The sequence below is a fragment of the Siphonobacter aquaeclarae genome, from assembly GCF_900103285.1.
Lineage (GTDB): Bacteria > Bacteroidota > Bacteroidia > Cytophagales > Spirosomataceae > Siphonobacter > Siphonobacter aquaeclarae.
In genome coordinates this window covers 929,252-952,581 of sequence record NZ_FNGS01000001.1, presented here as the reverse complement: position 1 = coordinate 952,581, position 23,330 = coordinate 929,252, and the positions used below count along the sequence as shown (strand labels likewise).

Sequence of the window (23,330 nt, the reverse complement as noted above, 5' to 3'; positions counted from 1 at the left end):
AGATGTCCGCGCCATCCTGTTCCGTTACGCCGGCTGAAAAACCGATTTGAGAAAGCGTGTATTCGCGCCAAAGTTCTTTTTGACGTTGCGCGGGTCGTTCGCATCGCGCGAGCGTTCGATGACCAGCCAGCCCTGCCAGCCGAGGTCGTCGAGCGTATCGCGGACTTTCCGCATGTCAAGGCGGGTATTGTTTTCGAGTAAAACCCCGTCTTCGTCGGTACAATGAATCTGGCAAATGCGCTTCCGGCCCAGTATGCGTAACTCGGCATGGAGGTCTCTTCCGGCTTTCAGGGGGTTCGAGAAATTGAAATAGATCTGTACGTGTTTCGAGCCGATTTCCTGTAACAGGGCTACTTCTCCGCGCGCGTCGAGCGCCGTTTCGATCCCAATCACAACGCCTGCCTGCTTCGCCATCTTACCCGCCTCCCGCAGACGTCCGACAATGGCCGGGCGTAGCTCCGGATGTTGAAGCAGATCTCCCTGTACCCCCAGCGGCAGAAATACTACCTTGACATTCAGGGCTTTGGCGGTATCCAGGCAATCCTGAATCATGCGCTTCCAGGTGGGGCGGGTCGCGAACGACTGCGCATAGAATCCCGTCATTGCCAGCGAACAAATGCTGATATTCAGCTCCCGTGCTTTTTCGGCAAACAGCTGACGGATAGCCGGATCAGCCAGTTTGTTGTCAAACGTCTCCCGGTTGCCAAGGCCCCCCATGTCCAGTTCGAGGCCGTCTGCGCCTATTTCATGCGTGAGATCAAACGCGCTCAGTTTTTGGCGTTTGAGGATCATCAGGTCTACCACGGCGATACGCCGGGGCAGGGATTTTGCTTCCGCCAGAGGCGCGGACAGGCAGCCTGCCACTACGGTAGCCGTACTGCGGACAAGAAAATCACGACGGTTCATAGCAGGTCAGTGAGAGGGTATCGGCACTTCCTTCCGCCGGCGCCGGTACAGCAGGTTGTCCGGGCAGTCAGGCGCCGGAAAAAACAGACTCGCCACATACCCCACCCCGATGACGACGAGGTGGCTGTAAACGCCGAGCATCAGTTTGTGGTGAGGGAAATTATAAGGTCCCAGATCCAGCAGCAGTCCCGAACCCACCGGAGTAGACGTCAGAAACGCATAAGCTGTAAACAACACACACACGACAATCGCGATATTCACCCCCTGCCGGTTGGCCCGTGAACTGAAAACCCCCAGCAGAAAAATACCGACAATTCCTCCCGAGAAAATTGCATACAGCGTAAACACCACACCCAGAACGCCCTCTCCTCCGGCACGCAGGTAGATAAACCCGATCGCCATGGCCAGTATTCCTGAAAAGACCACCATCACCTTACTGGCCCGGAGGTATTCGTCGTCCGCGCGACCGGGACGGGCTTTTTTATAGAAATCTTCCAGGCCTACCGCCGCCAGGGAGTTGAGGTCGGCGCTGAGGCTGCAAATCGCTGCCGAAATCATCGCGGCAAGAATAAATCCGACAACGCCCGGCGGAAAATGCGTCATAATAAAATAGGGAAAAACCCCATCCGGCCGGGTGCCCTCAGGCAATGGGTTCTGACGATAATACACAAACAACGCCGTTCCGATAAACATGAAGAGCGACCACACCGGAACCGTCAGGGAAATACCGAGCAGCGACGCCCGGATCGCGGAACGGTCCGTTTTGGCGGTGAGGTAGCGCTGGACAACCGTCTGGTCCGTTCCGTATTTCTGAATGGCATAAAACGCACCGTTGATCGCCATTACCCAGAACGTCATACGTGTCAGGTCCGCGTCGTACGGACCGAATCCGGTCCGGCCGTTTTCAGAAGCAACACGCCATACTTCCGGCAGCCCTCCGTTCACCGAAAACAATATGACGACCAGGCAAAGTATCCCGCTGGCGAAAAGCATAAACCCCTGAAACACATCCAGCCAGATCACCGCTTCGATGCCGCCGAGCAGGTTTACGGCGATAATGATCAGGCCTACTACCAGAATCAGGTACCACGTTTCGCCTCCCGTAATCCGCGTCAGTGCGACAGAAAGCAGGAAAAACACCGTCCCCATACCCGAAAACTGCCGCAATACAAAGGCCACGGAAGCATAGTACCTCGCCAGCAGCCCGAATCGTTTCTCGAAATATTCATAGGTACTCAGGCCGATTACCCGGCGGTAAAGCGGCACGATAAACCAGATCGCTCCGAGCAGGACGAGGGGTACCATCAATCCCTGTACCAGCAGCAGCCAGTTGGAGGCGTATCCTTCGGCGGGATAGCCCAGAAACGTCACACTGCTGATCAGGGTCGCGAGCAGCGACAGCCCCAGCGCCCAGGAAGGTACCCGTCCTTTCGCTGCGAAATACGCCTGTGTCGTTTGCTGTTGGCGGGCATAGCGCAACCCGAAATAGAGGTTAATCGCCAGTACCCCGACGATAAGGACATAATCCAGTATGCCCAGTGCCGAAGTATTCATGTTTTTTCAGTCGGCCACCCACAGGCCGGGGGCCCAGGGATAACTGCCAGGTTTGAGGATCACATGCCGGTTGTCCGGCAGGCGGCACCGGACTACTCCCGGCGCCAGTTCGTTTACATCGGTCAGGTGGCGGAAATTCAACTGCCGCAGTACCGCCGCCGCAGTCGCACCACCTTCAATCAGCAATTCTTCCGGAACAAAATCGGTATATAGCTCCGCAGCATACGTCGCCATGCGGTATTTCACGGCGTTCGGATCTGCTTCCCGTTCCGTCGGTGCAGCCAGTATCAGGGTATCCCGTTCCGGCAATACCGCCTTCTGATCGTTTTCACGGGGGATAACTACCACATTTCCATCCGTTTGCGCCGCGCGGCGTGTCTTTTCAGAACGAAAGGTACTGCCGCAGATATACAGGCGGCGCTTTCCGGGAACCGGACATTCCGGCATCACCGGCGCACCTGCCCGCTGCCTCAGACAGGCTTCGAAAAAAGGCGCGGCGCCGGCCAGCAGGCCTTCGCAGCGCATCGCCCATCCTGCTATTTCTTCCGGAGAAGTCGCCTCCCCTATGAACCAGCCGGCGAAGGCGGGAAGCGGTTCGCCAACACGGACTGACACAGCTTCAGGCAGATTGAGCAGACGCGTTACCCGCGCATCTTTTACCGGAAATTCCGGGTCATGGGCAAAGGCCGTTTCCGAAATCAACCGTCCCCCGCTAACATAAAGTCCGTTTTTGACACCCCGTTCCATTAACGGATGCGCGGGAACGATCCATACTTTTTGTTGACCGAAAACCGCACGCTGTACCTCCAGCTCCGCCCGTACGTGTCCACGCAGTACCGAATCAATCTTTTTGTAGACCCATTCGGGATTCAGGGTCAGCAACTTACGGCATAGTTCGCCGGTACGATGGATCGCTTCTTCTTCGCTGAGCGACCGGGTATCGGCCGTGACGACGAGCAAATCGGGCTGTGTATCCGGAATGATATCCAGCGCCAGCTCCGTCCGCAAGCCGTACCGCCTGCCGATACCGGCGATTTCCGCGGCGCCGGTGAGGTCGTCTGCCAGTACCGCTATCACGACCGTCGGTTTTCGGCCAACCGGACGGCCGAGCCAATAGCCAGGATCATCGCATCAGGGCTGGCAACGCCTTTCCCTGCAATTTCAAAAGCGGTACCGTGGTCGACCGATGTCCGGATAATCGGCAGCCCCATCGTAATATTTACCCCCTTTACGCTATCCATCTGCTGTTTTTCGGCGTTCCACCGGAATCCATTGAGTTTGAAAGGAATATGACCCTGATCGTGGTACATCGCCACTACGCCTCCGTAGTATCCCGTTGCCGCTTTGGAAAAAAGGGTATCGGCGGGTACCGGCCCGTCCACGTCGAACCCGCGCCGGCGGGCTTCTTCTACGGCCGGGGCGATTTCCTGGTCGTCTTCCGTGCCGAACAACCCCGAATCACCCGCGTGCGGATTTAATCCGGCTACGCCGATTTTCCGGTTGGCTTCCCCCAGGGAAATAAGGCCCTGGTTCAATAGCTCGACGACTTCGACGATCCGGTCCTTCCGCACCAGGTCACATGCCTGCCGGAGCGATACGTGGGTAGAGACATGGATGACCTTGAGGTTATCTTCCACCAGCAACATCCCGTATTTCTTTGTATTCGTGAAATGGGCATAGATTTCGGTGTGTCCGGCGAAAAGATGCCCGGCTTCGTTGACTGCTTTTTTGTGAATCGGGCCGGTGACAGTCGCCTCGATATCTCCGGCCAGTGCTAATTCAATCACCGTCTTCACCGCCGCAAAGGAGGCTTCTCCGGCCATCGCCGAAATTTCCCCGAAACGCAGTTGATCAAGGTCTACGTTCTGAAGGTCATAGACGTCGACCGTTCCCTCCTCAAAACGGGCGTCTTCCACCCGGCCGACCGGGTGAATGGCGATATCGATCTGAAGCCGTCGGGCGATATCGGCGAAAACGCCTGCGTCGCCCACCAGCAACGGCCGGCACGTGTCCCGCACCTGCGGAATAGCTTTCAGGGCGATTTCAGGACCGATACTCGCCGGGTCTCCCATGGTAATGCCGACGATGGGCTTTGTATGTGTCATTTTTCGAGAAGTTCTTCTTTTTCAAGGAGTTCGGCTAAGGCGCGTCGCAGGCGATCGGCTTCGCGGTCAGACAGCGCCTGAAGCGGAGGCATGACCGTCGGGCCGCAGAGCTCATATTCCTCCATCAGCACTTTCAATGCCCAGAGAGACTCTCCAAGCGTTTTTCCGGACTGGTACAACCCGCCGATCAGGTCCGATTGCTTTTGGAAGAGATACGCCCGTTCGGCATCTCCCTCTTCCACCGCACGCAGCATACTGCGGTAGACCGACGGAAGGACATTTCCGGTACTCGGTATAAGCCCGTCGCTCCCATGCAGCAGGGCATACGCCGACTTGGCCGCCCAACCCAGCAAATGACTGAAGTCCGGCCGGTGCGCCCACAGGCTCAGGGACTCATTCAGTCGTTGCTCGCTTCGTTCCGAATCCTTCGTTCCGACGATCCGGTCGTGGTAGCTCAGCCGGTCGATCACGCCGAGCGGAATAGACATATGCGTCGTAGACGGAATGTTGTAGATAATCAGCGGTCCGGGAATACGCTCGGCAAGCTGCTCAAAGTACCGGAGCATCTGATCTTCAGAAAGGTAGTAATACGTCGGAAGGGTCGCAGCTACCGCGTCGACTCCTTCGTCAAAGCAAAAGCGGGCAAAATCGACCGACTCTTCCAGGCAGTTTCCGGAAATCCCGGCATAGAGCATACGCGGTTTCAGTCGCACAGCCTCCCGCACATACGCCTGCTTTACTGTGACCGGCAGGGAGGCCGCTTCGCCGGTTGTTCCGAGGATAAAAGGCATCGCCTCACTGGCCTGCAGGTGAGTGTGCATGCGAACCACCGCCGGCATATCGAGGTGGTACGTTTTTGTCAGAGGAGTCACCAGCGGCACCACAATGCCCCGGTAAGGTTTTGGCTCTTTCATCGGTCAAAAAGCGGCCTGGTAGATCGAAACCGCGTCGGCGAGCGTGATTTCTCTTGGGTTGTTTTTCAGTAATCGCTGGATTTTCAGGGCATCTCCGGCCAGAGCCGGCAGGTCTTCTTCCAGTACTCCGGCGTCCCGCAGACGAGCCGGAATACCGCAGGCAGCTACCAGATCCCGAACCCGGTCGATACCGGCTTCGGCCGTTTCCCGGATCGTCAGGCCTTCGGGGCAGCCCAGCGCCCGCGCCACGTCGGCATACCGGCTTTCTGCCGCCGGAACATTATAGGCCATGACGTAGGGAAGTAAAAGGGCGTTTGACAGTCCGTGCGGCAACCGATAGCTCGTTCCCAGCGGATAGGCCAGCGCATGCACGGCGGCGGTATTCACGGGCCCGAGGCAAAAGCCTCCCAACAGGCTTCCGAGGGCTACTTCACTCCGGGCCTGGATGTCTGAGCCGTCGCGAACGGCCTGTACCAGGTGCGCGGCTATTCTCCGGATGCCGTCCAGCGCATAGCCATCGACCAGCGGCTGGGCAAACCGGTTTGTATAGGCTTCCAGGCAATGCGTGAGCGCGTCAAGACCCGTCGCGGCAGTGATTGCCGCCGGTACACTTACCGTCAGCAGCGGATCTACATACACGACATCGGGCACGAGAAACGGGCTGATAATGCCTTTTTTCTGGTGATCCGCGTCGTCGATGAGGATGGCATTGGGCGATACCTCGCTGCCGGTACCGGACGTCGCCGGCACACAGATCAGGCGGGTCGTCCGTCGCCGGAGTAGTCCGTTACCCACAACCTCTTCCAGGCGCTGCTCGTTGCCACACATCGCGGCGACCAGTTTGGCGACATCCAGCACGCTCCCGCCGCCGATACCCAGCACCGCATCGGGCCCGAAGGACTCTGCCTCTGCCAGGAGGCGGTGAAAATCTCCGAAGGACGGCTCCTGCGCAATGCCCGTATCGACGCGGACTTTGCGCCCGGCATCTTCCAGCGCCTGTATCAGCGGAGTTATGGCCTCCAACAAAGGCGGAATTGTCAGCAAGAAGACCTTCGACGGCGCAAGGCTCCGTACGTCGTCTGCCAGTTGTGCCAGCGTACCCGGCCCTACCACGAGCTTACCGGGAAAGTAGATCGGTTGCATGTATCAGTTGGTTGTTCCGGCGACAGGCGGCTGGTAGCCCGGCAGGGCCGGCCACTGTCCGTCGCGGATCGTTTGGGGTTTCAGTGCTTTCGGATCGATGACAGCATGCCGGATTTTCTGCCTCCGCCAGGTATAGACGACGTGAACGAGCCCGTCTTTCGTCTGAATCACAGAGGGATAGGAATACTGACTGACCGGAGAGTCTTCCAGAATAGCCGCTGCCTCCCACTGTTTTCCATCCTTCGAAACCGACACGTGGAGCGGCGTCCGGGGACCTTTGGCAAGGGTACCGGGAGGCAGTACGTGGTTGTAAACCAGCAGCTGCCGGCCGTCCCGGAGCGTCACCGCATCTGTTCCGGAGTTGTTGTTGGGAAGGGTACTTTTGGTGAGCGGCGTCCAGGTTTCGCCGTCGTCGTCCGACCAGGATTCCACCAGCGCCCGGTCCTTGCTACGTGCAAGCAGCTGCAGCCGGCGCCTGCCGTGAAAAAGCACGCTGGGCTGGATGGCATTCAGGCCGCCATCGGGAATGGCTACTTTTCGCCAGGTTTTTCCGAAATCCGGCGTGATTTCCAGAAAGAGCTTCCAGCCCTTGCCTTCGGTGCTGGTCGGGCATACGAGGTTGCCGTTGGCGAGTAGCACCGGCTTATTTTTTACGGGGCCGATATACCCTTCCGGCAGCGCGCGCGCCGCAGACCAGGTTTTCCCACCGTCAGCAGACGTTTTAAGCCATCCTTTCCAGGTCGACGGGCTCGGGCCTGTTTTATAAAAAAGCATCAGTTCGCCGCCGGGAATCTGGTAAAGGACCGGGTTCCAGCAGGCGTAGCGGAGGGTGTCGTTGACGATGCCGTCGGCGACGCGGGCCGGCGCCGTCCAGCGTTCTTTTTCCAGACGGCTTACCCAGATGCAGACGTCCGGATTCCGTTCCTTCGTCCCGCCAAACCAGGCCGTTACGAGGCCGGCAGGCGTTTCTGCGATCGTCGCCGCATGGCTTTCGGGAAACGATGCCTGCTCAAACAGAAATTCCTGCTTCAGCACTCCGCTCTGCCATTTTTCCACCTGGGCGAAGGCCGCATTTCCGGCCATCCAGATACCCAGCAAGGCGTACCATTTTTTCATATCGGTTTTTATTTTTTCCGGCGAGCCGACGGCTCCGTTAGCTGCTTACGGAACGGTCGCGCAGGCCAGCCCTCCCGGTTGACAAGATTCGCCTGTCCGACCTCGTCCCATCCGAAACGGACGGAGACCGGGTGTTTCACCGTTTTCGCATGTACCCTGATTTCTGTCTCGCTGATGATATCGGCTTCTGCGGGAACGAAAACCCCGTCATTTCCGGCGAGCTCAAATCCGGTGAGGTATTTGCCGTCACGACTGGCGAGGCCTGCACCTGTCTTCCCGAAAGAAAGAACCAGATTTTGCCCACAGGTTTCTGCCTGACGCAGGACCGGGCCGGAGTCTGTTTCATCCTTTCGCTGATACGTATCGGAAAGTGCCAGGCGCGCCAGGCGCCGCCCGATCTCCCACTTGAAAGGCGGGTGCAGGTCGCCCGGGTCGACGATCAGGTCCGTTATCGTAACCATTCCTGTATACGGCTCGGTCAGTACTGCTTCCTGCGCTTCCCAGAAGGCGGGCAGAGATTCCCGCGTCAGGTGTACCTTTCCGGACGCCGCCGAATACCGGTACGGCGCCAGTTGGACGAAATAAAAGGGTAGCTGCTGGTCGTTCCATGCCGTCCGCCAGTTGCGGACGAGCGTCTTCAGTTTCCGGGTGTAGCGGTCCGTTTCTCCCAAAAAGCAGTTCGATTCGCCCTGGTACCAGAGTATACCGGCGAGAGACAAAGGCGCAAGCGGCCGGATCATCGGCGTGAAAAACTTGCCGGGGTCCCCTTCTTCCACAGAAAACGTTTCGCGGTAAACGGTCGGATCTATCCACGGCTCAATCCGGCTGCCCGGTACCGCTGAGGCGATCACGCCCACCGGTACGCCAAGCTTACGCTGCAGTTCTTCGGCAAAGAAGTACGCCGGCGCGGAAAAGGTACGGACCGACGGGTCCGTCGCCGGAAGCCAGCCCGCATGTGCGGAGTCCGGTTGCGGCAGGGTCTTCCGGTTGACGAGAAACCAACGGATCGCGGCAGGTCGCGGTGCGTCGAGTACTTCAACGGGGCTGCGCCCGTCTATCCGGTATTTCTCCCCCAGTTCCGGGCTTACTTTGCTGTTTTTCCGAAGGGTATATTCCATGTTCGACTGCCCCGAACACAGCCATACCTCCCCTACCAGAATGTCCTGTAACACAATCGTATTCGTCCCCTGAATCACCAGATCCGCCGGGACAGCCGACGCCGGAAAAGCAGGTAATACCACCTGCCAGCGACCATCCGTCCCGGCATACGTCCTGGCCGACCGTTCCGAAAACCGCACGGTTACCCCCTCCTCCGCCGCAGCGTTGCCCCACACCGTCAGCGGCTTGCCGCGCTGAAGGACCATGTGATGCCCGAAAACCCGGGGCAACACGACCTCAGCCCGCACAACGGCCGAAACCAGACAAAAAAGCAGCATCCAGCGTACCATCCTATAATCCGTTGATCGGTTCCGTTTTGAATCGCGAAATCCGGAAAACCGCCTCCGCATCGCTTCGCCCTGCATCCGGCAAGTCGAATGACTGATCGGTTGGCGTGTCCGCGTCCGGAAAGCGGCGTACCGGTCCGGTCCGGAAGCTGATCCGGCGAAAAGACGCTACCGGTGCGAAAAAGATTTTGAGACCCGCGTCTCTGCCGTCTACCCGGACGCGGCACATGCGCTTACCGGCGTCCAATTCCAGGCGAATGACATGCTCCTCACCGGCTTTGTATCCGGCAATACGGGATTCCCGGTATCCGGTTTTGGCTGAAAGCACACTGTCCGGGCCCAGCGTAAGCCGCACGGCAGCCGTTCCTTTCGCGTCCAGCGCTTCGATCTGCAGCCTTCCGTTGTAGTGTTCTGCCATAACGGCAAACTCCACCGCCAGCCGCCGGGATTCCGGTACGACACGTTCCGCTTTTGCGTAATCAAATGGGTCTTTGTCTCTCAATACCAGCGACTTAATATTCTTCTTTTCGATACGGGCGGTTGCCTCCAGCGGGCTGTACAGGTTCCAGTAGGTCAGTTCTTTCCCGTCCGGGAGGCGGTCAAACGTTTCGTCGGGATGAGAAGTGACTGTCTCCGTCACCGGTACCGGAATTTCGGCTACCCAGATATCCTCCTTGTTCACGCTGTATGCTACCCACAGGTTACTTCCCGGAGGCGTACCGTCTCCCTCCTGAATACCCCGCACATACTGCGGGCCATAGGATTTGTAGGCGCCACCATAGCGCATCGTGGTAATTTCTCCGTTGACCAGCAGTAAATCATTGTAATTCAGACCGTTATCGCTCGTTGAAATAGCCAGCGGCCAGCGGAATTCAGAGGGATTGTAGACGGTAGCATACCGGCCGTCAGACGTCCGCTGCCCCCAGATCTTTGCATTGCTGTTTACAAATCCCGGAGCACGTAACGGGCTGTACTGCCAGGTTTTTCCTTCGTCGGTGCTGACGGACGTCAGGGCATTTTTCCAGAGACCAACCACGCGTCTGTCCGCCAGATGGTAAAAACTGAAGGCTTTCAGTTCTTTCTTCAGGGGGATGAGCGGGTCATCCCGGTCGGCCTCTTCCACCCATTGCTGCATCATCAGCGGGTTGGCCATTAATTCCTGACAGGCTTCGACGAATCCTTTGTCAGACGACGCCGAATACAGCGGTAAATCCGTCTTTCTGACGTCAAAGGTTTTGTTGGGACGAATGAAGTAAATCGGCCCGTATGACCCGTCTGCGCGGATTTCACGGACCACCCGCCCGATACCCCGCCCATCGTTCGGATCATCTTTCGGACCCATGACGATGCCGTAATACGCCAGCGTCAGGAGGCGCTTTTTCTTGGATACATAGAACCCCATGCGCTGGTGCATGACTGCCGGAAGGTCTTTGGCTATTTCGGGCCGTCCCTCTTTTTTCCATCCGTCGGGTACTTTTATGACGGGGAAAATCACCCCGGGTTTTGACCAATTGTAGCCATCTTTTGATGTGAGAAGTAATGTTCGGCCAGGACCGACGTGCTCCCCTACCGGATTGCTCAGGTACTGGAGGTAAAAGGTACCATTCCAGTAAGCGAGCATGGGCGCGTGGTTGTAGGTCCAGTCGAATCCGCCTGCGCGTTCGGGATGCTCGCGATTGGCACGCAGTACCTGGGTATTGTGTACGCCGACGGCCACCGGAAGCTGCCCATGGTGGTAGTCCACGTTCGACAGGGTACCGCCTGTATACCGGACCGTATCCTGTGCGCAGACCGTCCGAACGGCCAGGCTCGTGAGCAATAACAGTTTACTGATTCGCTTCATATCCTTTTTTCCGCACTTTCTCCGGAAGGCGGAGAATAGTGCCGTGTTTATGTCCTTCAGGGAGAGATACTTCCCCGGAAATATCAACAAACGTTTGAAAATCAAGCGTTTTCATGCATCCAAACCGCTTATTCCCGTAGTCATCAAAGTAGATCAGGTATTCTTTTCCGGTCCGGACTACTGTCGGCCCTTCGGTCAGCTTTCCGGTAAACGGCGCCGAAACGCGGGTATACGGTCCCGCCGCCTGCCCCGAAAACGCTACCCGGAGGTTCCGCTCCGGTCGGGTATTGTCTTTGAATACCAGGACATAGTCGTCTTTTTTCCGGCGGACGATAACGGCGTCAATCGCGCTGAACCCGGGATCAAGGAATAATCCCGTCGGAGAAAACGTCTGGAAATCAGTCGTTTCCATGTAATACAGGCGATGATTATTATCTTCTGCCTCTACCCCTTTTTCAAACCGGTGCGGAACCGTTGAGGCCCAAATAATCAAAAACCGGTTATTGTCTTCGTCGTAAAACAGCTCCGGCGCCCATACATTAACGGTAGACGGCTCCTGCTCCATCACGGGTATATAGGTCGGCTCGGACCAGTGAATCAGGTCTGCTGATCGGGCGTAGCCAAACTGCCGTTCACCTTTCCAGGCGCTCGTCCAGACGACGTGAAACATGCCGTCTTTTCCCTGCGCGATGGACGGATCGCGGAGTACTTTTCCTTTCTCCGGGACAAGTACGATTCGCTGGCTATCCGTCCAGTGCCGGGCATCCCGGCTGGTCAGCAGCCGCAGGCCGCCATTGGCCGGCTCCCGGAAGGAGGTAAATACCCAGGCCTTCGGATTGCAGGCGGCCAGCGTCAGACTTAGTATCCACGCATACTTTCTCATCCTTTTTCCACGATCAGCACCCAGTCATTACCCGGCGCGGGGGTTCCCGGAGGGTCAAAGGAGAGTACCGGTTTGGCGTCGAACGTCCCGATAGTCGTTTGTTTTCCGTTTTTTGGAGAGTACCAGTAGGCTTTCAGCTTCTTCCAGCCAGTTTTTCGGGCATTGAATTCAATCGTTCGTCCGGTATACGTATAAACCAGCGCGTATGCTGCACCCCGGCACGCGGGCAGGTAGGCATACCGGGTGCCGGAATTGGCGACGAGCGACTGATCCGGCACCCGGTCAAAGAACGAACGGGACTCCAGCAGTTTTTTGAGGTAGACCATCTGCCGGGCGCCTTCGGCATTCAGCGCCTGTTGCCAGGAATCCAGTGCGCCATAGGACGACTGGCGGGCCGTCTGCCGGTGCATCTGCATAATCGAATTATGTCCATAGGTATAGCCAAAAGCGCCGGCGAAAACCGACCAGTAGCCATAGCGGCGAACGTCGGCGGCCTGCCAGCGGGGCTGTTTCGGATCGTGGAGGCCGTGGGGAATCTGCTCGTACGAGGGCTCGCCGTCGATCGTCGGTTTTGCCGGTTTCAGGCTGTAATCGTGTTCGGCAAATTTCCAGTTGTCTTCGCCGAAGTGCCAGCGCTCCGAAGCTGTCGTATCCTGCTCATACGTCCGGTGACCCGACTGGAACATATTGAAATCCAGCCAGTTTTCGGTGTGAAACCACTCCGACGACGTCGTCCGGCCGCGGGGATGAAACGTAATCAGGTGATGCGGGTCGGTTTGCCTTAACGTCCGACCGATTGTTTGCCAGACGGCCAGGGAATCACTCCCCTTGATATCCCCGCCATTGAGCCAGATGATATTCGGCCGTTTTCCATAGCGCTCCGTCAGAAACCGGGTATACACTTCGGCCCGGGCCGGAGAAACGTGCCCTGCTTTCACATTCGAACCCCAGACAGGTACCAGTGCGAGGTACAATCCTTTCGCGGCGGCCCGGTCGGCGACGTAGTCTACGTGATCCCAGTAATCATATGCCGCGGCGTTACCCGGATCGGCGCCGCCGGTCACGAGAGGTGTCGCCACATTTTTATTCACCAGCGCCGAATCGCCGTAGGCATTTTTCGCACCCAGGGTATGCAGCACCATAATCTGAATCACGTTGAAGCCTTTCTGCCGGCGGTCTTCGAGGTATCGCTCCGCTTCTTCCCGGTTCAGCTTCCCAAAAAGCAACCAGGCCGTATCTCCCAGCCAGAAAAACGGTTTGTTGTCGTCTGTCGCCAGAAAACGGCCCGATACCTTCAGCGGACGTACCTGGGCAGTGCCTGTCAGCGCTGTCCCGAAAAAAAGCACAGACAGTAGTAGTTTCTTCATCGTATTACTTTCGTTTCAACCAGATTACTTCGGATTCCAGCGCCTTGAAAGTCAGCGGTAATCCGCCTTTTACTTTCCGGACGGTAGTACTCACCCGGCCCGTTTTCCGGTCAATTATCTTCCATTCCCAGGTACCGGTCGCGGGGGTCAGTTGCCCCTCTCCCGCCAGTACATAGCCAACCGACGGATTTCCCAGCCCCTGCAGGCCGGAAAGAGGCCCCATCGCAGCGATATCCGCTGCAAACCGACTATCGGTCACTTCAGGTATTACAGGTAGCGAGCCTCCGGCCAGCAATACGGCCCAGCCCATGCTGTCGTACTGATCTCCCGAATACATCACTGCTTTGTCCGGATACTTTTCCCGGTATTCGCGAACGGCCCGGTATACCTGTTCAAAAGAGGTCTTCTTCGGTTTGAGCAGACGGGCATGCTGCCGCGGTGCAAGATTTCGGCCGCCAGCGGGTGCATAGGTGGTTCCGTCTGCCTGGTAATGCCAGTACCGGATATCGATGAGGTCGACAAGGCGGGCGGTTTCCGGATCCGCCAGGAGCGAATCCTGCACATCTTTTGTCGTGCTGAGCGCGGCCAGTACCGGCTTATTGGTTTCTTTTTCCCACTCTCCGATGACCGACAACCAAAACCGCACAAAGGCGGCCGGACCGGTAAATTCCGCGCCGGTAAGCTGGATCACCCCCGTATTACCGGAGAAGTTACTGAGACACTGCCGGATATAGGCCCGGTGCAACGCCCGTCGTGCCGGATTCGACACGTCGTAAAATTGCTCTGCCATGAAAATCCGTTTGTCGCCGGCATACGGCGCCGGCTCCGGGAATCCGGTCTGGTTGATATTATTGGCCGTTCGCCACGGGAAGTCTGCATAGTGCGCGCCCGCTTCCAGGATATTGTGCTGGAAATAATTCTGATGAAGCAGTAACAAGCCTTTTTCATCTGCCAGATCGGCAAATTCCTGTAACCTGCCCCAGTACCAGCGGTTGTATTTTGTTAAGTCATATTGGCTGAGGCCGTCCCATGCAGTACCTTTTCCGCTGCGGGCAAAGGGGAGTTCGTAAAAGGGAGGCACTACCTCTCCGTCCATGCGCCGGATGCGCTCGTGGTCATCCCGCCGCCGGTCGTACCACAGTCCGTAATTGTGATCGATCGCGACGATGTGTTGTTTCTGCAGCGAATCGGTCATTGACGACAGATCGTCCGTCAGTCCCGGTCCGCTCCTGCCCGGTACAAACCGCGTAATATGCGGCCGGGGATTTTTCAGTCCGTAAGGACGGGCGCTGCCGTTCCACCAGGGTACTTCCCGGCGTTCTCCATTGACAAGCGTTTTTCCGCGGACGAGGCGTCCGTCGCGTACCGTCATCGCGTCCGCGCTTTTCTTCTTTTCGGGGGAAGGCAGGGCGAGCTGATCGATTGATTTTCCGGATTCTGTTACCGGCAGAGGCAGGCGTTTGGCTGCGTCGCGGATAAATACCGCCAGCGTCAGCGCCGGATGCACGGCTTCACGCGTCAATTCAGCCGCTACTTCTACACGGGGACTACTGGAGGCTTCCGACGTTACCGGAAGCAGTATTCCCTGTACTTTGTCCCCGATCCGCTCTCTCAATTGCGCATAATACAGGCTGCGCGGCTGAATATGCTCGTTGGACTGATCCCAGTATCCGTCTCCCTGAAACTGCGCCCAGGTACCAAAGGCCCAGTTCTGCGCGGTAGGCGGCCGGTCGCATGCCACGCGGGCCGCGGAGCATTGCCAGAAAACGCTGTTCGCCGCAGCCCATCCGGCCCCGCCGGCGTCCTGGCCCAGGTTCGCAAAACGCAGGGCATTTCCGTCGCTGTTAACGATATCGAACAAAATGCCGGACGCCCAGCTGTCTATTGCACCGCTGAAACTCAGTGGCAAATGCGCTTCACACTGGACAAAGGCATTCGGCCCCGTCGCACAAAAACCGACGGCAAAATCATGGTATCCGTTTTCGGAGTACAGGCGCTGGAAAAGCGTCTGCTGGCCATTGGTGTAAAAGGTATTCCGTCGTTCGGCTCCGATTTCGGAAACAGGTTCGAGGGCGAGACAATCCTCCACCGTCACCCGCCGCGCCGATTCCTGAACGCGTACGGCCGATCCTGCGAAATGTGCGAAAACCACTTGCCGGACCCAGGCGTCCTCGGCGCCGGCAATGGAGATGGCGGTCCACCGGTGGTCTTCGTCTTTCGGGTTGGATAGATCATACGTCGACTCCAGCCGTAGGTTTTCGACACCGGAGCGGGTAATTCGCCGGGACATATCCTGGCGGGCTGCGGTGCCGCCGCCAAAGGACACATCGAGCGCGGTGGTCAGCGGAGCGTCCAGGAGGAGCGTATTTCCTTCCACGGCTATTATCTCCCGATCCCAGAACAGGTCGCGTTGCCCGGCTTTCCAGCCAAGCGCCGTCACCCCTCCCCCGAAATGATCGGCTCCGAGGGTACGAATCCACTCGGCAGTAGAGGGTCGCCGGATGACTACCCTGTCCCCCGCTTTCCAGTCACCTGGATCTTGTACGGTTATTTTCAGGGCATTTACGGGAACATAGGGATCTGCAACCGGAGTCTCGGGAGACAGCAGTCTCCGAACAGTTTCACCCGACAGTATAATCAGGTCTTCCCGGCTGTAGCCTGTTCCGCGAAGCGTTGTTGCTTCTATTCCGCTTCCACGCAGTACGACGCCGGAGGCCTTGATTTTCAAGCTTCCAGCTACTTCAAAAACGCCTTTTCCCAGCAATACTGCTCCACGGATACCATCCTTTCCGGCTGGTAATGCGGCAACATAATCCAGCGCGGCCTGAATCCGGCGGGTAGCATCGCCTGCGCATGCCGGTACGGTTACCTGAACGCCGGCAATAGGTATCGACTCTGTTCCGGCGGCAAAACCGGCATAGGAAAAATCGGGTATGCGGTTTCCCCGTTCGTCCGGCACATAGGTCAGCCTGCCCCCGGCGTCTGCCGAGAGGGGCTTCTTTTCCTGGGCGTACAGGCCGGCGGGAAACAGCAGCAAGAAGAAAAGGAAACAACGCACGGAACTAGCGGGGTTTTACCTGGTCGACCGAAACGACGCTGTTGAGGTATTCTTCAATATTGGTATAACCGTCCTTATCCCGGTCTTTCGCGGCGTCGGAGGCGTCTTTCGGATTCAGTCCGTGTTTGGTTTCCCAGGCGTCGGGCATACCGTCGCTGTCGGTATCGGTATAGGGCTTGCCTTTGTATTCGGGATACCCTCCTACCTGTACGATGTCGGTGATGATTCCTTTTTTGTAGGAGTCGATCGGCAGACGGCGGTGTTTGAACTGGGTCTCCGGTAGTTTCACATCCTCCCGGTAGGTGATTTTACCGGTCCGAACCTGCTCGACGACGCGTGTATCGACGGCGTCCCGTTTCGGAAGGGTCGCTCCGGCATTGGCAAGCACGTAATCGTATGCCTTTTGCGTGGGGAGGATTGTCAGTTTCGGCATCGGCAACGGCTCGTTCCATTTCATGGCTGCGGTATACTTGCCGGCGTCGGCACGGTCTTCTACCTGAACCCCTCCGTCCCAGTTATCTTTGGTAACGCGGTCGTTTCCCTCCACGATATTTCCGCTGACATACGCTCGGCCGAAAACGAGGTACCCGAGTTTGCTCCTTCCGGACTCGGGTTTCAGAATCCGGTGGCTCAGGGGAGAGTCCTTTGGCGTCATCGGCCCGGGTTTGTAGTAATTGTTGATGATGTTGTAGAGAGCGGTATAGTCGCCTCCGTCCATTGAGCGGTGTACCCAGTTGAAAATGACGTTATTGGCGAAGTTGAAGATGCCGTTCCAGCCGATAGAAGGGTTTCGTCCGGCGTTATCCGCCCACAGGTTCCGCATGAAGGTACAGTTTTCACCGCCCAGCGTACTGCCGAAAGCGTGGTTCCAGGTATCGAGGGCTTCGGAGAAAATGGAGTTCTGAATGGTAATGTTGACGGTTGGAAGCTTTTCTTCCACGGGCTTGCCGGTGCTGTCGTTGTACATATGCCGGTACATCGACATGTTTTCGTCAAGCCCCCAGCTGGCAGACACGTGGTCGATGAGGATATTCCCGATCGGATTGCCGCCGATGGAATCGTCGCGGCGCCCTACGTTGGTCTCACCCCGGCGAAAACGCATGAAGCGGATCACGACATCGTGGGTATTGATCCAGACGGATTCTCCGGCTACGCAAACGCCGTCGCCCGGAGCGGTCTGCCCGGCAATCGTTATATATGGCGCCCGGATGATCAAGGGGCTTTTCAGGCGGATAATGCCGGCGACGTTGAAGACGATCGTCCGGGCACCTCCCTGCTCACACGCGTCCCGGAGCGTACCCGGACCGCTGTCTTCCAGGCTGGTGACGACATAAACCTTTCCACCGCGACCGCCGAATGAATACGCTCCTCCCCCTTCCGCGCCGGGAAATGCCGGTATGGCCGCCTGCGGCAGGTCGGTCGGCCGCGCTGCCCAGGGAACATACGGCTTTCCTTCCTTTATTTCCTTCTGAATAATGGGATAGGCTTTTTGCCAGGCTTCGTCAGACCGTTTGCGGGCGTCGTTCAACAATTCGTCGCTTTGTTTCTGAATGTTCGGCGGTATCGTCGGATACTGAGCGCGGCTCTGAAAAGCAAGGAATGCAAGCGCCGAAGCGGCAGCAATAAGGCGTTTTTTCATGTAGAGATCAGCGTATGGACGACATTCCCGGCACAGTAGGCTGATAAACAACCTGTTGACATTTTTCTTTACCGGACGAGAGGTTTCCTGATCTCAAAATAAGGCAAAAAAAAAGCCCTATAAGTATATCATGTTTTCGATACTCTGTACCATCTTTCCATAGAAGACAGACATTCCAGGAAAAACCGGGAAAGCATGCTACAAAAAACAGAGCCGGAAACCGGCTCTGCCTGATCAAAGCTTAATCTTCCACTCCGGACGCAGCTCCCGGCCCAGCATGGCCGTCGCTTCCGCGTCATTTTTGAATTTCTCCTTTTTAGGATCCCAGTCGAGCGGGCGCTTCAGTTCGTAAGCAATATTACCCAGCGTGCAGACAGACGCGGTACGATGCCCTACTTCCACATCGCAAATCGGCTTTGTCCGGTTACGAATCGCGGCAAGAAAATCCTTGTAGTGATTCTCGCTTTTATACACATGTTTTTCGGAAGGGCCGATTACTTTGTCTTTCAGGGACGTCGGCGTCGTTTCCAGTTTCCGGCGCTGCACATCCAGCTGACCTTCACTCCCGATAAAGCGGATGGCGTTATTAATACCAAAGTGCTCGTGTGTCACTTTGAGTTTGTCGTCATAAACATACGTCAGGTGTGTATGTTCCTTTCCATCCGGCGGGATAATGCGAACAGGACCGCTGTCATCCTTGTCCAATGCCCATTGCACAATGTCAAACATATGCGCACCCCAATCGGTCATTCCACCTCCTCCGAACTCCTTGTAATAACGCCACCGGGGAAATACATCTTCTGACAATGGCGGGGCTAACTCATGGTTAAACGCTAACGGTTGATTAGGCCCCAGCCAGCTTTCCCACAACAGCCCATCGGGAATAGGTTCGGCTGTCAGGCGGTACGGCTCCGGCGGCCCACCTACGGATACTTTTACGCTTTTCAATTCGCCGAGGTATCCGTTCCGGATTAACTCGGCCGTTTGGCGAAACTCCGGCCAGGAACGCTGCATACTTCCCGTCTGGAATACCCGCTTGTTTTTTCGGGTAGCGTTGACCATGGCACGTCCTTCCTTGATCGTCAGGGAAAGGGGCTTTTCACAATAGATATCCTTGCCTGCTTCGGCAGCCATAACGGCATGAACGGCATGCCAGTGATCCGGCGTGGAAATAACGACGGCATCGATGTCCTTGCGGGAAAGTATTTCGCGGAAGTCGTCATACGGCTGAATTTCGGAATACTTCCGGTCTGTTTTACCCTCGAAATACTTCTTAGCTGTATCGAGGAAGAGCTGACGCTTGGCTTTGTATACTTCTGCGGCCGCCAGGATATTCACTTCGTCCGTATCCAGGAAAGAACGAAGCAAACTGCGGCTTTGCTTGCCGGTACCGATGAAACCAAGGGTAATGCGGTCACTCGGCGCCAAGTAGCCCGGACCGCCGAGTACATGGCGGGGAACAATAAAAAATGCGGAAAGCGAGGCGGCTTTCCCCAGAAAGGTGCGTCTGTTTGTGCGCATACATGAAGGAGTTTAGAGGCGCCTCAATATACGCAACATAACGGGACGCTGTATTCGCTACGCCAGTTTCGGAAATTGAAAGACGAGCCCTACTACCCTTTGCCGCTCCTTTATTTCCCGGAAGAAAAACGAAACATCATGCGGCGCAAGCTCTTTCTGCGCCTGCTGAAGAACAAACCGTTTGAAATCGAAGTACCGCTCGTATTCGGTCGGTTCCAGCCGAAGTACCGTACGCAATTGTTCAAGTGTGATCGAGTACAGTCCCATCGGCTTACTGACTTTCTTGAACAACTCGTACAAACATTGAGAATAGTAACTTTTAAAGCTAACCAGTTTCTCAAGACGGAAAAGCAGAAACTCGCGGCGCAAATGCTGTAGATACGGATACAGTAGCGGATCAAATCGCACCTGAATAATCCCCTTCCCTTTTACATACCTGGCGCTGCTCAGCAAACCTACCTGCAGCAATCCATCCGCCTCAGCGATGCGGCAAACGTGGCGGATCAGACTCAGCGTCGCCTTTTGTAGCTCCTGATAGGCTGAATTACCTTTCAGTTCACTCCCGACGATGATATCTTTCGCATCTATCTCCAGCGCCGGAAAAACCGCCGTTCCATCGATTTCTTCCAGCGCCTCCGGCAAGGCCTCTATCACTTTCAGAAAAATCCGCCGCTCGTATTGATTCATGGCATACTGCGCCATGATCAGGTCGTGAAGCTGCTCGATACTCTCGGCCGGGATAACGGCCTCCGCCGGTATAGACGGCGAAAATAATTCCTGCTGACGTCCACTCATACACGATTGATTTTTACCAAATCTCTCGTTTTTCCGCCGGACTTCCAAATACTAATAAGCTTAGCAAGCGGGTGCTGTTACCTCATTGTCAGACTATTATCGGATTCAACTTTTGAAAAGAGAACGAAAATTCGTTTTCGTTTTTGAATCGTGCCTTTCCCGGACTGTCCACGTTTTTGACTCAGGTTTTCCTGCGCATGCGGGGCTTTCTCATCTCTCCTTCCCTTTCGTATCGATCATCAGTAAAACTTATCGGAGCAACTCCCGTTCCAGTTCCCGCAGACGGGGCAAATACTGGCTTTCCACCACCTTCAGCTCGTCTTCGCAGTATTGGCGGCCCAGCTCCCATACCGCGGTTGCAAACAGCATTTTGTCTTTGTAATTCTGCTCGTCGCTCAACTTTGGATCAAAAGCAAACGGCACGGTCTTCTTCGCCTGCTGTATCAGCTCCACCCGCAGGCTATGCCGGATCGACAGAAAAGCCTGAATAACTTCATACTGCTTTTCGTACCATTTGTTCTTCCACTGATCGACAATCTCCTGATTCTTTTTCCGGATTTGTTCTTTGTCGATCCGCTCCTGTTTCAGCTGGTGGCCTTTCGTCGCTTCCGGATTCACAAACAGCGGCGGCGAAAGAATCAGGGTATTCAAGTACCCGCCCACGTTCTGAATGGCCGAATTTTTCTTCTTCAACTGCTTCACCGTCGCCTGAATGGAAGCGCGAATATGGTCAATCGGCGCTTTTTCAAGCCATTGCGCAACGGTTTGCTCGGTCACGAAGTCTTTCACCTGGCTGTAGATTTCGTCAAAGAACGGGTGAACAACTTCTGCCGGCTCCGCAGGAATAGCAGCGGGCGCTTTCAGCTTCAGCATCGGCTGCTTCACCGTACGGCTGGCGTCATTTTTAGTGATATTGTAAAACCGAATCGCTACTACTGCATTCGATTTCAGCTTTACCGGCAGCTCATACGGGTAGTTTTTAGCCTGAACGCCCTCATATTCAAAGCGGATATCGGTGTATTTCTGCAAATCTTCCTTCGCTTTTTCCAGGACGCGGTCGCGGAAGTGGCCATACAACTTGTACTCCTCCTCCATCCCGAGCATCGCCTTGAGTTCCTGCAGTTCGATCATCCGCTCGCCCAGTTTCTCGTATTGCTTGAGCAATTCATAAATCCGGACGGTATACGGGCTGGACAAATCGAGGATATTGGCCATTTCATAGACCAGATACCGCTCCTTGAGCTCGATCAGAAAAGGCTTAAGATCCGGGTGAAAGGATACTTTGAGGTATACACGATCGTCGTCGAGGCGCTTGGACTGTACAATTTTGCGGTGTACATCATCCGGAGTCTTGATCCCGCCGATGATCGGTGTTTCCAGGGTTTCGTAGATGCCGTCGGTTTTCACTTTCAGCTTGATGATCTTACTCATCAATCCCCTTGCTCCTTCCTTCAGATCTTCGTAGGTTCGTCCGTCCCGGCGAAGGCCGAAGTCGCGGATAATATCGCGGAAATAGATCTTGTACTCCTTAAAGTCGCGATCTTCCCAGTCAATCATGGACACCATTTTGGCGAAAACGCGGGTTTCCCAAATGGTGAACTTATAGTGGGCTTCCACAAGCGCGTTGGACTTGCGAATCAGAACAAGCGTGTTGTTCTTCCGTTTTTTACGGACGTTGGTGCGAACGGCTGCCTTATTCTCCACTAATTTTTCCCTTTTATACAGATGGTACAGAAAGTCTACCCGCCTCTTTCTTCAACTATCACATAATTCACGTGGGGCAAGGTACAAAACTTACGTGAATCTTGTGATACATAAGTGTGGATTTTGTGATGCTTCAGAGTGATTTATGTGATAGAATTGCGTGAAATCTGTGATGGAAACCTAAATAATCGACCAGTAAATACCTGTATATCAATACATTAGAAGGCATTTTTTGCGCCGAAATACATATAAATAAAAGTAAAAAAACATCAAAAAAAGTTTTGCTGTTGATTTAGTGGTGTTTTTAGTCATAAAAAGCTGAGGGGTGCGCGCGCATCCGGTGCCCATCCCCCTGGCCAGGCCTTTCATTCTCAAGTAGTTTGGAGAGGTATCTGTTTAATTTTCTGAAGGTGAAGGGATTGGAGCGTGAAAATAAAGGATTCGGGTGCGTGCATTTTGTGATAGTTTAGCATAAGAGATGGGTAAAAGCCTGTAAATCAGTACTTCTTTTTACCTTTTTCCGGGTGCTGTAATATCTGCGTTCCGTCTTTCCACTTAATCATATAAAATAGAGGCGTTTCAACTATCACAGATTGTTTTTGTAATGTATTGATTTATAGAATGTTATGGGTTTCGATAGATTCTGGTCGACGCAATTCTTTCGGTATGCGGCACCGGTGTTTCCAGCGAAGTATCACAGGTTGTTTCTTCAATGTATTGAATATCAGATAGTTATATTGGATATCAGAGTATGAAACGAGCTTTGGCTTTGATAATGGGGAGGTTTCTTCACAACTATCACAATTTGTTTTCTTAATGAACTGATAATCAGACACACGGTCTTTCGGCTAATGCAATGCTTGAAGCTGCGCCATGCAGAGATAGAAGCGACCAGAATGCAACTATCACAAATTGTTTTTATAACACATTGATAATCAACAGTATAAGGTTCAGCTATTTTATATCTGCACCGGGTTTCTTTAAAAAGAGCATACTATCACAGCATGTTTTTATAATGACTTGATTATGAAGTAGTTGTGGAGATAAGCTTCAGGGGCCTGTTGTTAAACTGTTCAAGCGTGGTTCCGGCGGTTGTATTCACGTAAATTCATAATGAGCTGATTTACAGGTTCATCGGATTGATAAATGTGGAGGTCGTTAAATATTGGGCCGGCTAAGGAATAGTAACAGCTTGATTATCAGAGGAATCAGCGCGTGCAATTTGTGATAGTTGTTTAAAGGGTTGTGGCATGCCCTGCGTACAATCTGTGATATTTGAGAGGAATTCGACGCGTGCAATCTGTGATAGATTTGAATATATAGCTATTCTTCGGGAA

The 23,330-nt window shown here is 55.1% G+C and carries 16 protein-coding genes; all 16 read right to left on the bottom strand.

Annotated elements, in window-relative coordinates; translation table 11 throughout:
• Positions 1 to 24: 24 nt before the first annotated feature.
• The 16 genes from BLR09_RS03485 to BLR09_RS03410 all read right to left on the bottom strand — a co-directional run bounded on the left by BLR09_RS03485 (position 25) and on the right by BLR09_RS03410 (position 21,993).
• Positions 25 to 906, bottom strand: a complete 882-nt coding sequence (locus BLR09_RS03485) for a sugar phosphate isomerase/epimerase family protein (protein ID WP_093197721.1) — start codon at positions 904 to 906, stop codon at positions 25 to 27.
• 6 nt (positions 907 to 912) lie between these two features.
• A complete protein-coding gene (locus tag BLR09_RS03480) occupies positions 913 to 2,460 on the bottom strand; it encodes a sodium:solute symporter family protein (protein WP_093197719.1) in 1,548 nt (515 codons plus the stop codon).
• 6 nt (positions 2,461 to 2,466) lie between these two features.
• Complete coding sequence (locus BLR09_RS03475) at positions 2,467 to 3,537, bottom strand: four-carbon acid sugar kinase family protein (protein WP_093197716.1); 1,071 nt, start codon at positions 3,535 to 3,537, stop codon at positions 2,467 to 2,469.
• Positions 3,534 to 4,565 carry a 4-hydroxythreonine-4-phosphate dehydrogenase PdxA gene (pdxA, locus tag BLR09_RS03470; RefSeq protein ID WP_093197714.1) on the bottom strand — a complete coding sequence of 344 codons (1,032 nt, stop codon included), beginning with the start codon at positions 4,563 to 4,565 and terminating at the stop codon, positions 3,534 to 3,536. The genes BLR09_RS03475 and pdxA overlap by 4 nt, the downstream gene beginning before the upstream one ends.
• Complete coding sequence (locus BLR09_RS03465) at positions 4,562 to 5,479, bottom strand: dihydrodipicolinate synthase family protein (protein ID WP_093197711.1); 918 nt, start codon at positions 5,477 to 5,479, stop codon at positions 4,562 to 4,564. The genes pdxA and BLR09_RS03465 overlap by 4 nt, the downstream gene beginning before the upstream one ends.
• A gap of 3 nt (positions 5,480 to 5,482) precedes the next feature.
• Positions 5,483 to 6,622 (bottom strand): iron-containing alcohol dehydrogenase, encoded by a 1,140-nt coding sequence (locus BLR09_RS03460; protein ID WP_093197709.1) that lies wholly within the window; start codon positions 6,620 to 6,622, stop codon positions 5,483 to 5,485.
• A 3-nt stretch (positions 6,623 to 6,625) separates the two neighbouring features.
• Entirely contained in the window at positions 6,626 to 7,738 is a 1,113-nt protein-coding gene (locus BLR09_RS03455) for a sialidase family protein (protein ID WP_093197706.1), read from the bottom strand.
• Between the two features lie 8 nt (positions 7,739 to 7,746).
• Positions 7,747 to 9,186: a sialate O-acetylesterase gene (locus tag BLR09_RS03450; RefSeq protein ID WP_176785435.1), complete on the bottom strand. Its 1,440-nt coding sequence runs from the start codon at positions 9,184 to 9,186 to the stop codon at positions 7,747 to 7,749.
• Between the two features lies 1 nt (position 9,187).
• Entirely contained in the window at positions 9,188 to 11,026 is a 1,839-nt protein-coding gene (locus BLR09_RS03445; RefSeq protein WP_093197701.1) for an exo-alpha-sialidase, read from the bottom strand.
• Positions 11,010 to 11,909: a glycoside hydrolase family 43 protein gene (locus tag BLR09_RS03440; protein WP_093197699.1), complete on the bottom strand. Its 900-nt coding sequence runs from the start codon at positions 11,907 to 11,909 to the stop codon at positions 11,010 to 11,012. Before BLR09_RS03440 ends, BLR09_RS03445 begins: the two co-directional genes overlap by 17 nt.
• Positions 11,906 to 13,276, bottom strand: coding sequence for a glycoside hydrolase family 140 protein (locus tag BLR09_RS03435; RefSeq protein ID WP_093197697.1), 1,371 nt, complete (start codon positions 13,274 to 13,276; stop codon positions 11,906 to 11,908). Before BLR09_RS03435 ends, BLR09_RS03440 begins: the two co-directional genes overlap by 4 nt.
• Before the next feature lie 4 nt (positions 13,277 to 13,280).
• Complete coding sequence (locus BLR09_RS03430; RefSeq protein ID WP_143011008.1) at positions 13,281 to 16,334, bottom strand: DUF6298 domain-containing protein; 3,054 nt, start codon at positions 16,332 to 16,334, stop codon at positions 13,281 to 13,283.
• Between the two features lie 4 nt (positions 16,335 to 16,338).
• Positions 16,339 to 17,973, bottom strand: a complete 1,635-nt coding sequence (locus BLR09_RS03425; protein ID WP_093197692.1) for a pectate lyase family protein — start codon at positions 17,971 to 17,973, stop codon at positions 16,339 to 16,341.
• A gap of 234 nt (positions 17,974 to 18,207) precedes the next feature.
• Positions 18,208 to 19,494, bottom strand: coding sequence for a Gfo/Idh/MocA family protein (locus tag BLR09_RS03420; protein WP_093197689.1), 1,287 nt, complete (start codon positions 19,492 to 19,494; stop codon positions 18,208 to 18,210).
• 57 nt (positions 19,495 to 19,551) lie between these two features.
• On the bottom strand, positions 19,552 to 20,289 hold the full coding sequence (locus tag BLR09_RS03415; RefSeq protein WP_093197687.1) for a replication initiation protein: 738 nt from the start codon (positions 20,287 to 20,289) through the stop codon (positions 19,552 to 19,554).
• A gap of 249 nt (positions 20,290 to 20,538) precedes the next feature.
• Positions 20,539 to 21,993, bottom strand: coding sequence for a replication initiation protein (locus tag BLR09_RS03410; RefSeq protein ID WP_176785434.1), 1,455 nt, complete (start codon positions 21,991 to 21,993; stop codon positions 20,539 to 20,541).
• Between the last annotated feature and the right edge of the window lie 1,337 nt (positions 21,994 to 23,330).

What these genes read in the sequence shown, in the direction of transcription:
- BLR09_RS03485 (WP_093197721.1), bottom strand. Translation starts at nt 906, where the DNA reads ATGAACCGTCGTGATTTTCTTGTCCGCAGTACGGCTACCGTAGTGGCA.
- BLR09_RS03480 (WP_093197719.1), bottom strand. Translation starts at nt 2,460, where the DNA reads ATGAATACTTCGGCACTGGGCATACTGGATTATGTCCTTATCGTCGGG.
- pdxA (WP_093197714.1), bottom strand. Translation starts at nt 4,565, where the DNA reads ATGACACATACAAAGCCCATCGTCGGCATTACCATGGGAGACCCGGCG.
- BLR09_RS03465 (WP_093197711.1), bottom strand. Translation starts at nt 5,479, where the DNA reads ATGAAAGAGCCAAAACCTTACCGGGGCATTGTGGTGCCGCTGGTGACT.
- BLR09_RS03460 (WP_093197709.1), bottom strand. Translation starts at nt 6,622, where the DNA reads ATGCAACCGATCTACTTTCCCGGTAAGCTCGTGGTAGGGCCGGGTACG.
- BLR09_RS03455 (WP_093197706.1), bottom strand. Translation starts at nt 7,738, where the DNA reads ATGAAAAAATGGTACGCCTTGCTGGGTATCTGGATGGCCGGAAATGCG.
- BLR09_RS03450 (WP_176785435.1), bottom strand. Translation starts at nt 9,186, where the DNA reads ATGGTACGCTGGATGCTGCTTTTTTGTCTGGTTTCGGCCGTTGTGCGG.
- BLR09_RS03445 (WP_093197701.1), bottom strand. Translation starts at nt 11,026, where the DNA reads ATGAAGCGAATCAGTAAACTGTTATTGCTCACGAGCCTGGCCGTTCGG.
- BLR09_RS03440 (WP_093197699.1), bottom strand. Translation starts at nt 11,909, where the DNA reads ATGAGAAAGTATGCGTGGATACTAAGTCTGACGCTGGCCGCCTGCAAT.
- BLR09_RS03435 (WP_093197697.1), bottom strand. Translation starts at nt 13,276, where the DNA reads ATGAAGAAACTACTACTGTCTGTGCTTTTTTTCGGGACAGCGCTGACA.
- BLR09_RS03425 (WP_093197692.1), bottom strand. Translation starts at nt 17,973, where the DNA reads ATGAAAAAACGCCTTATTGCTGCCGCTTCGGCGCTTGCATTCCTTGCT.
- BLR09_RS03420 (WP_093197689.1), bottom strand. Translation starts at nt 19,494, where the DNA reads ATGCGCACAAACAGACGCACCTTTCTGGGGAAAGCCGCCTCGCTTTCC.
- BLR09_RS03415 (WP_093197687.1), bottom strand. Translation starts at nt 20,289, where the DNA reads ATGAGTGGACGTCAGCAGGAATTATTTTCGCCGTCTATACCGGCGGAG.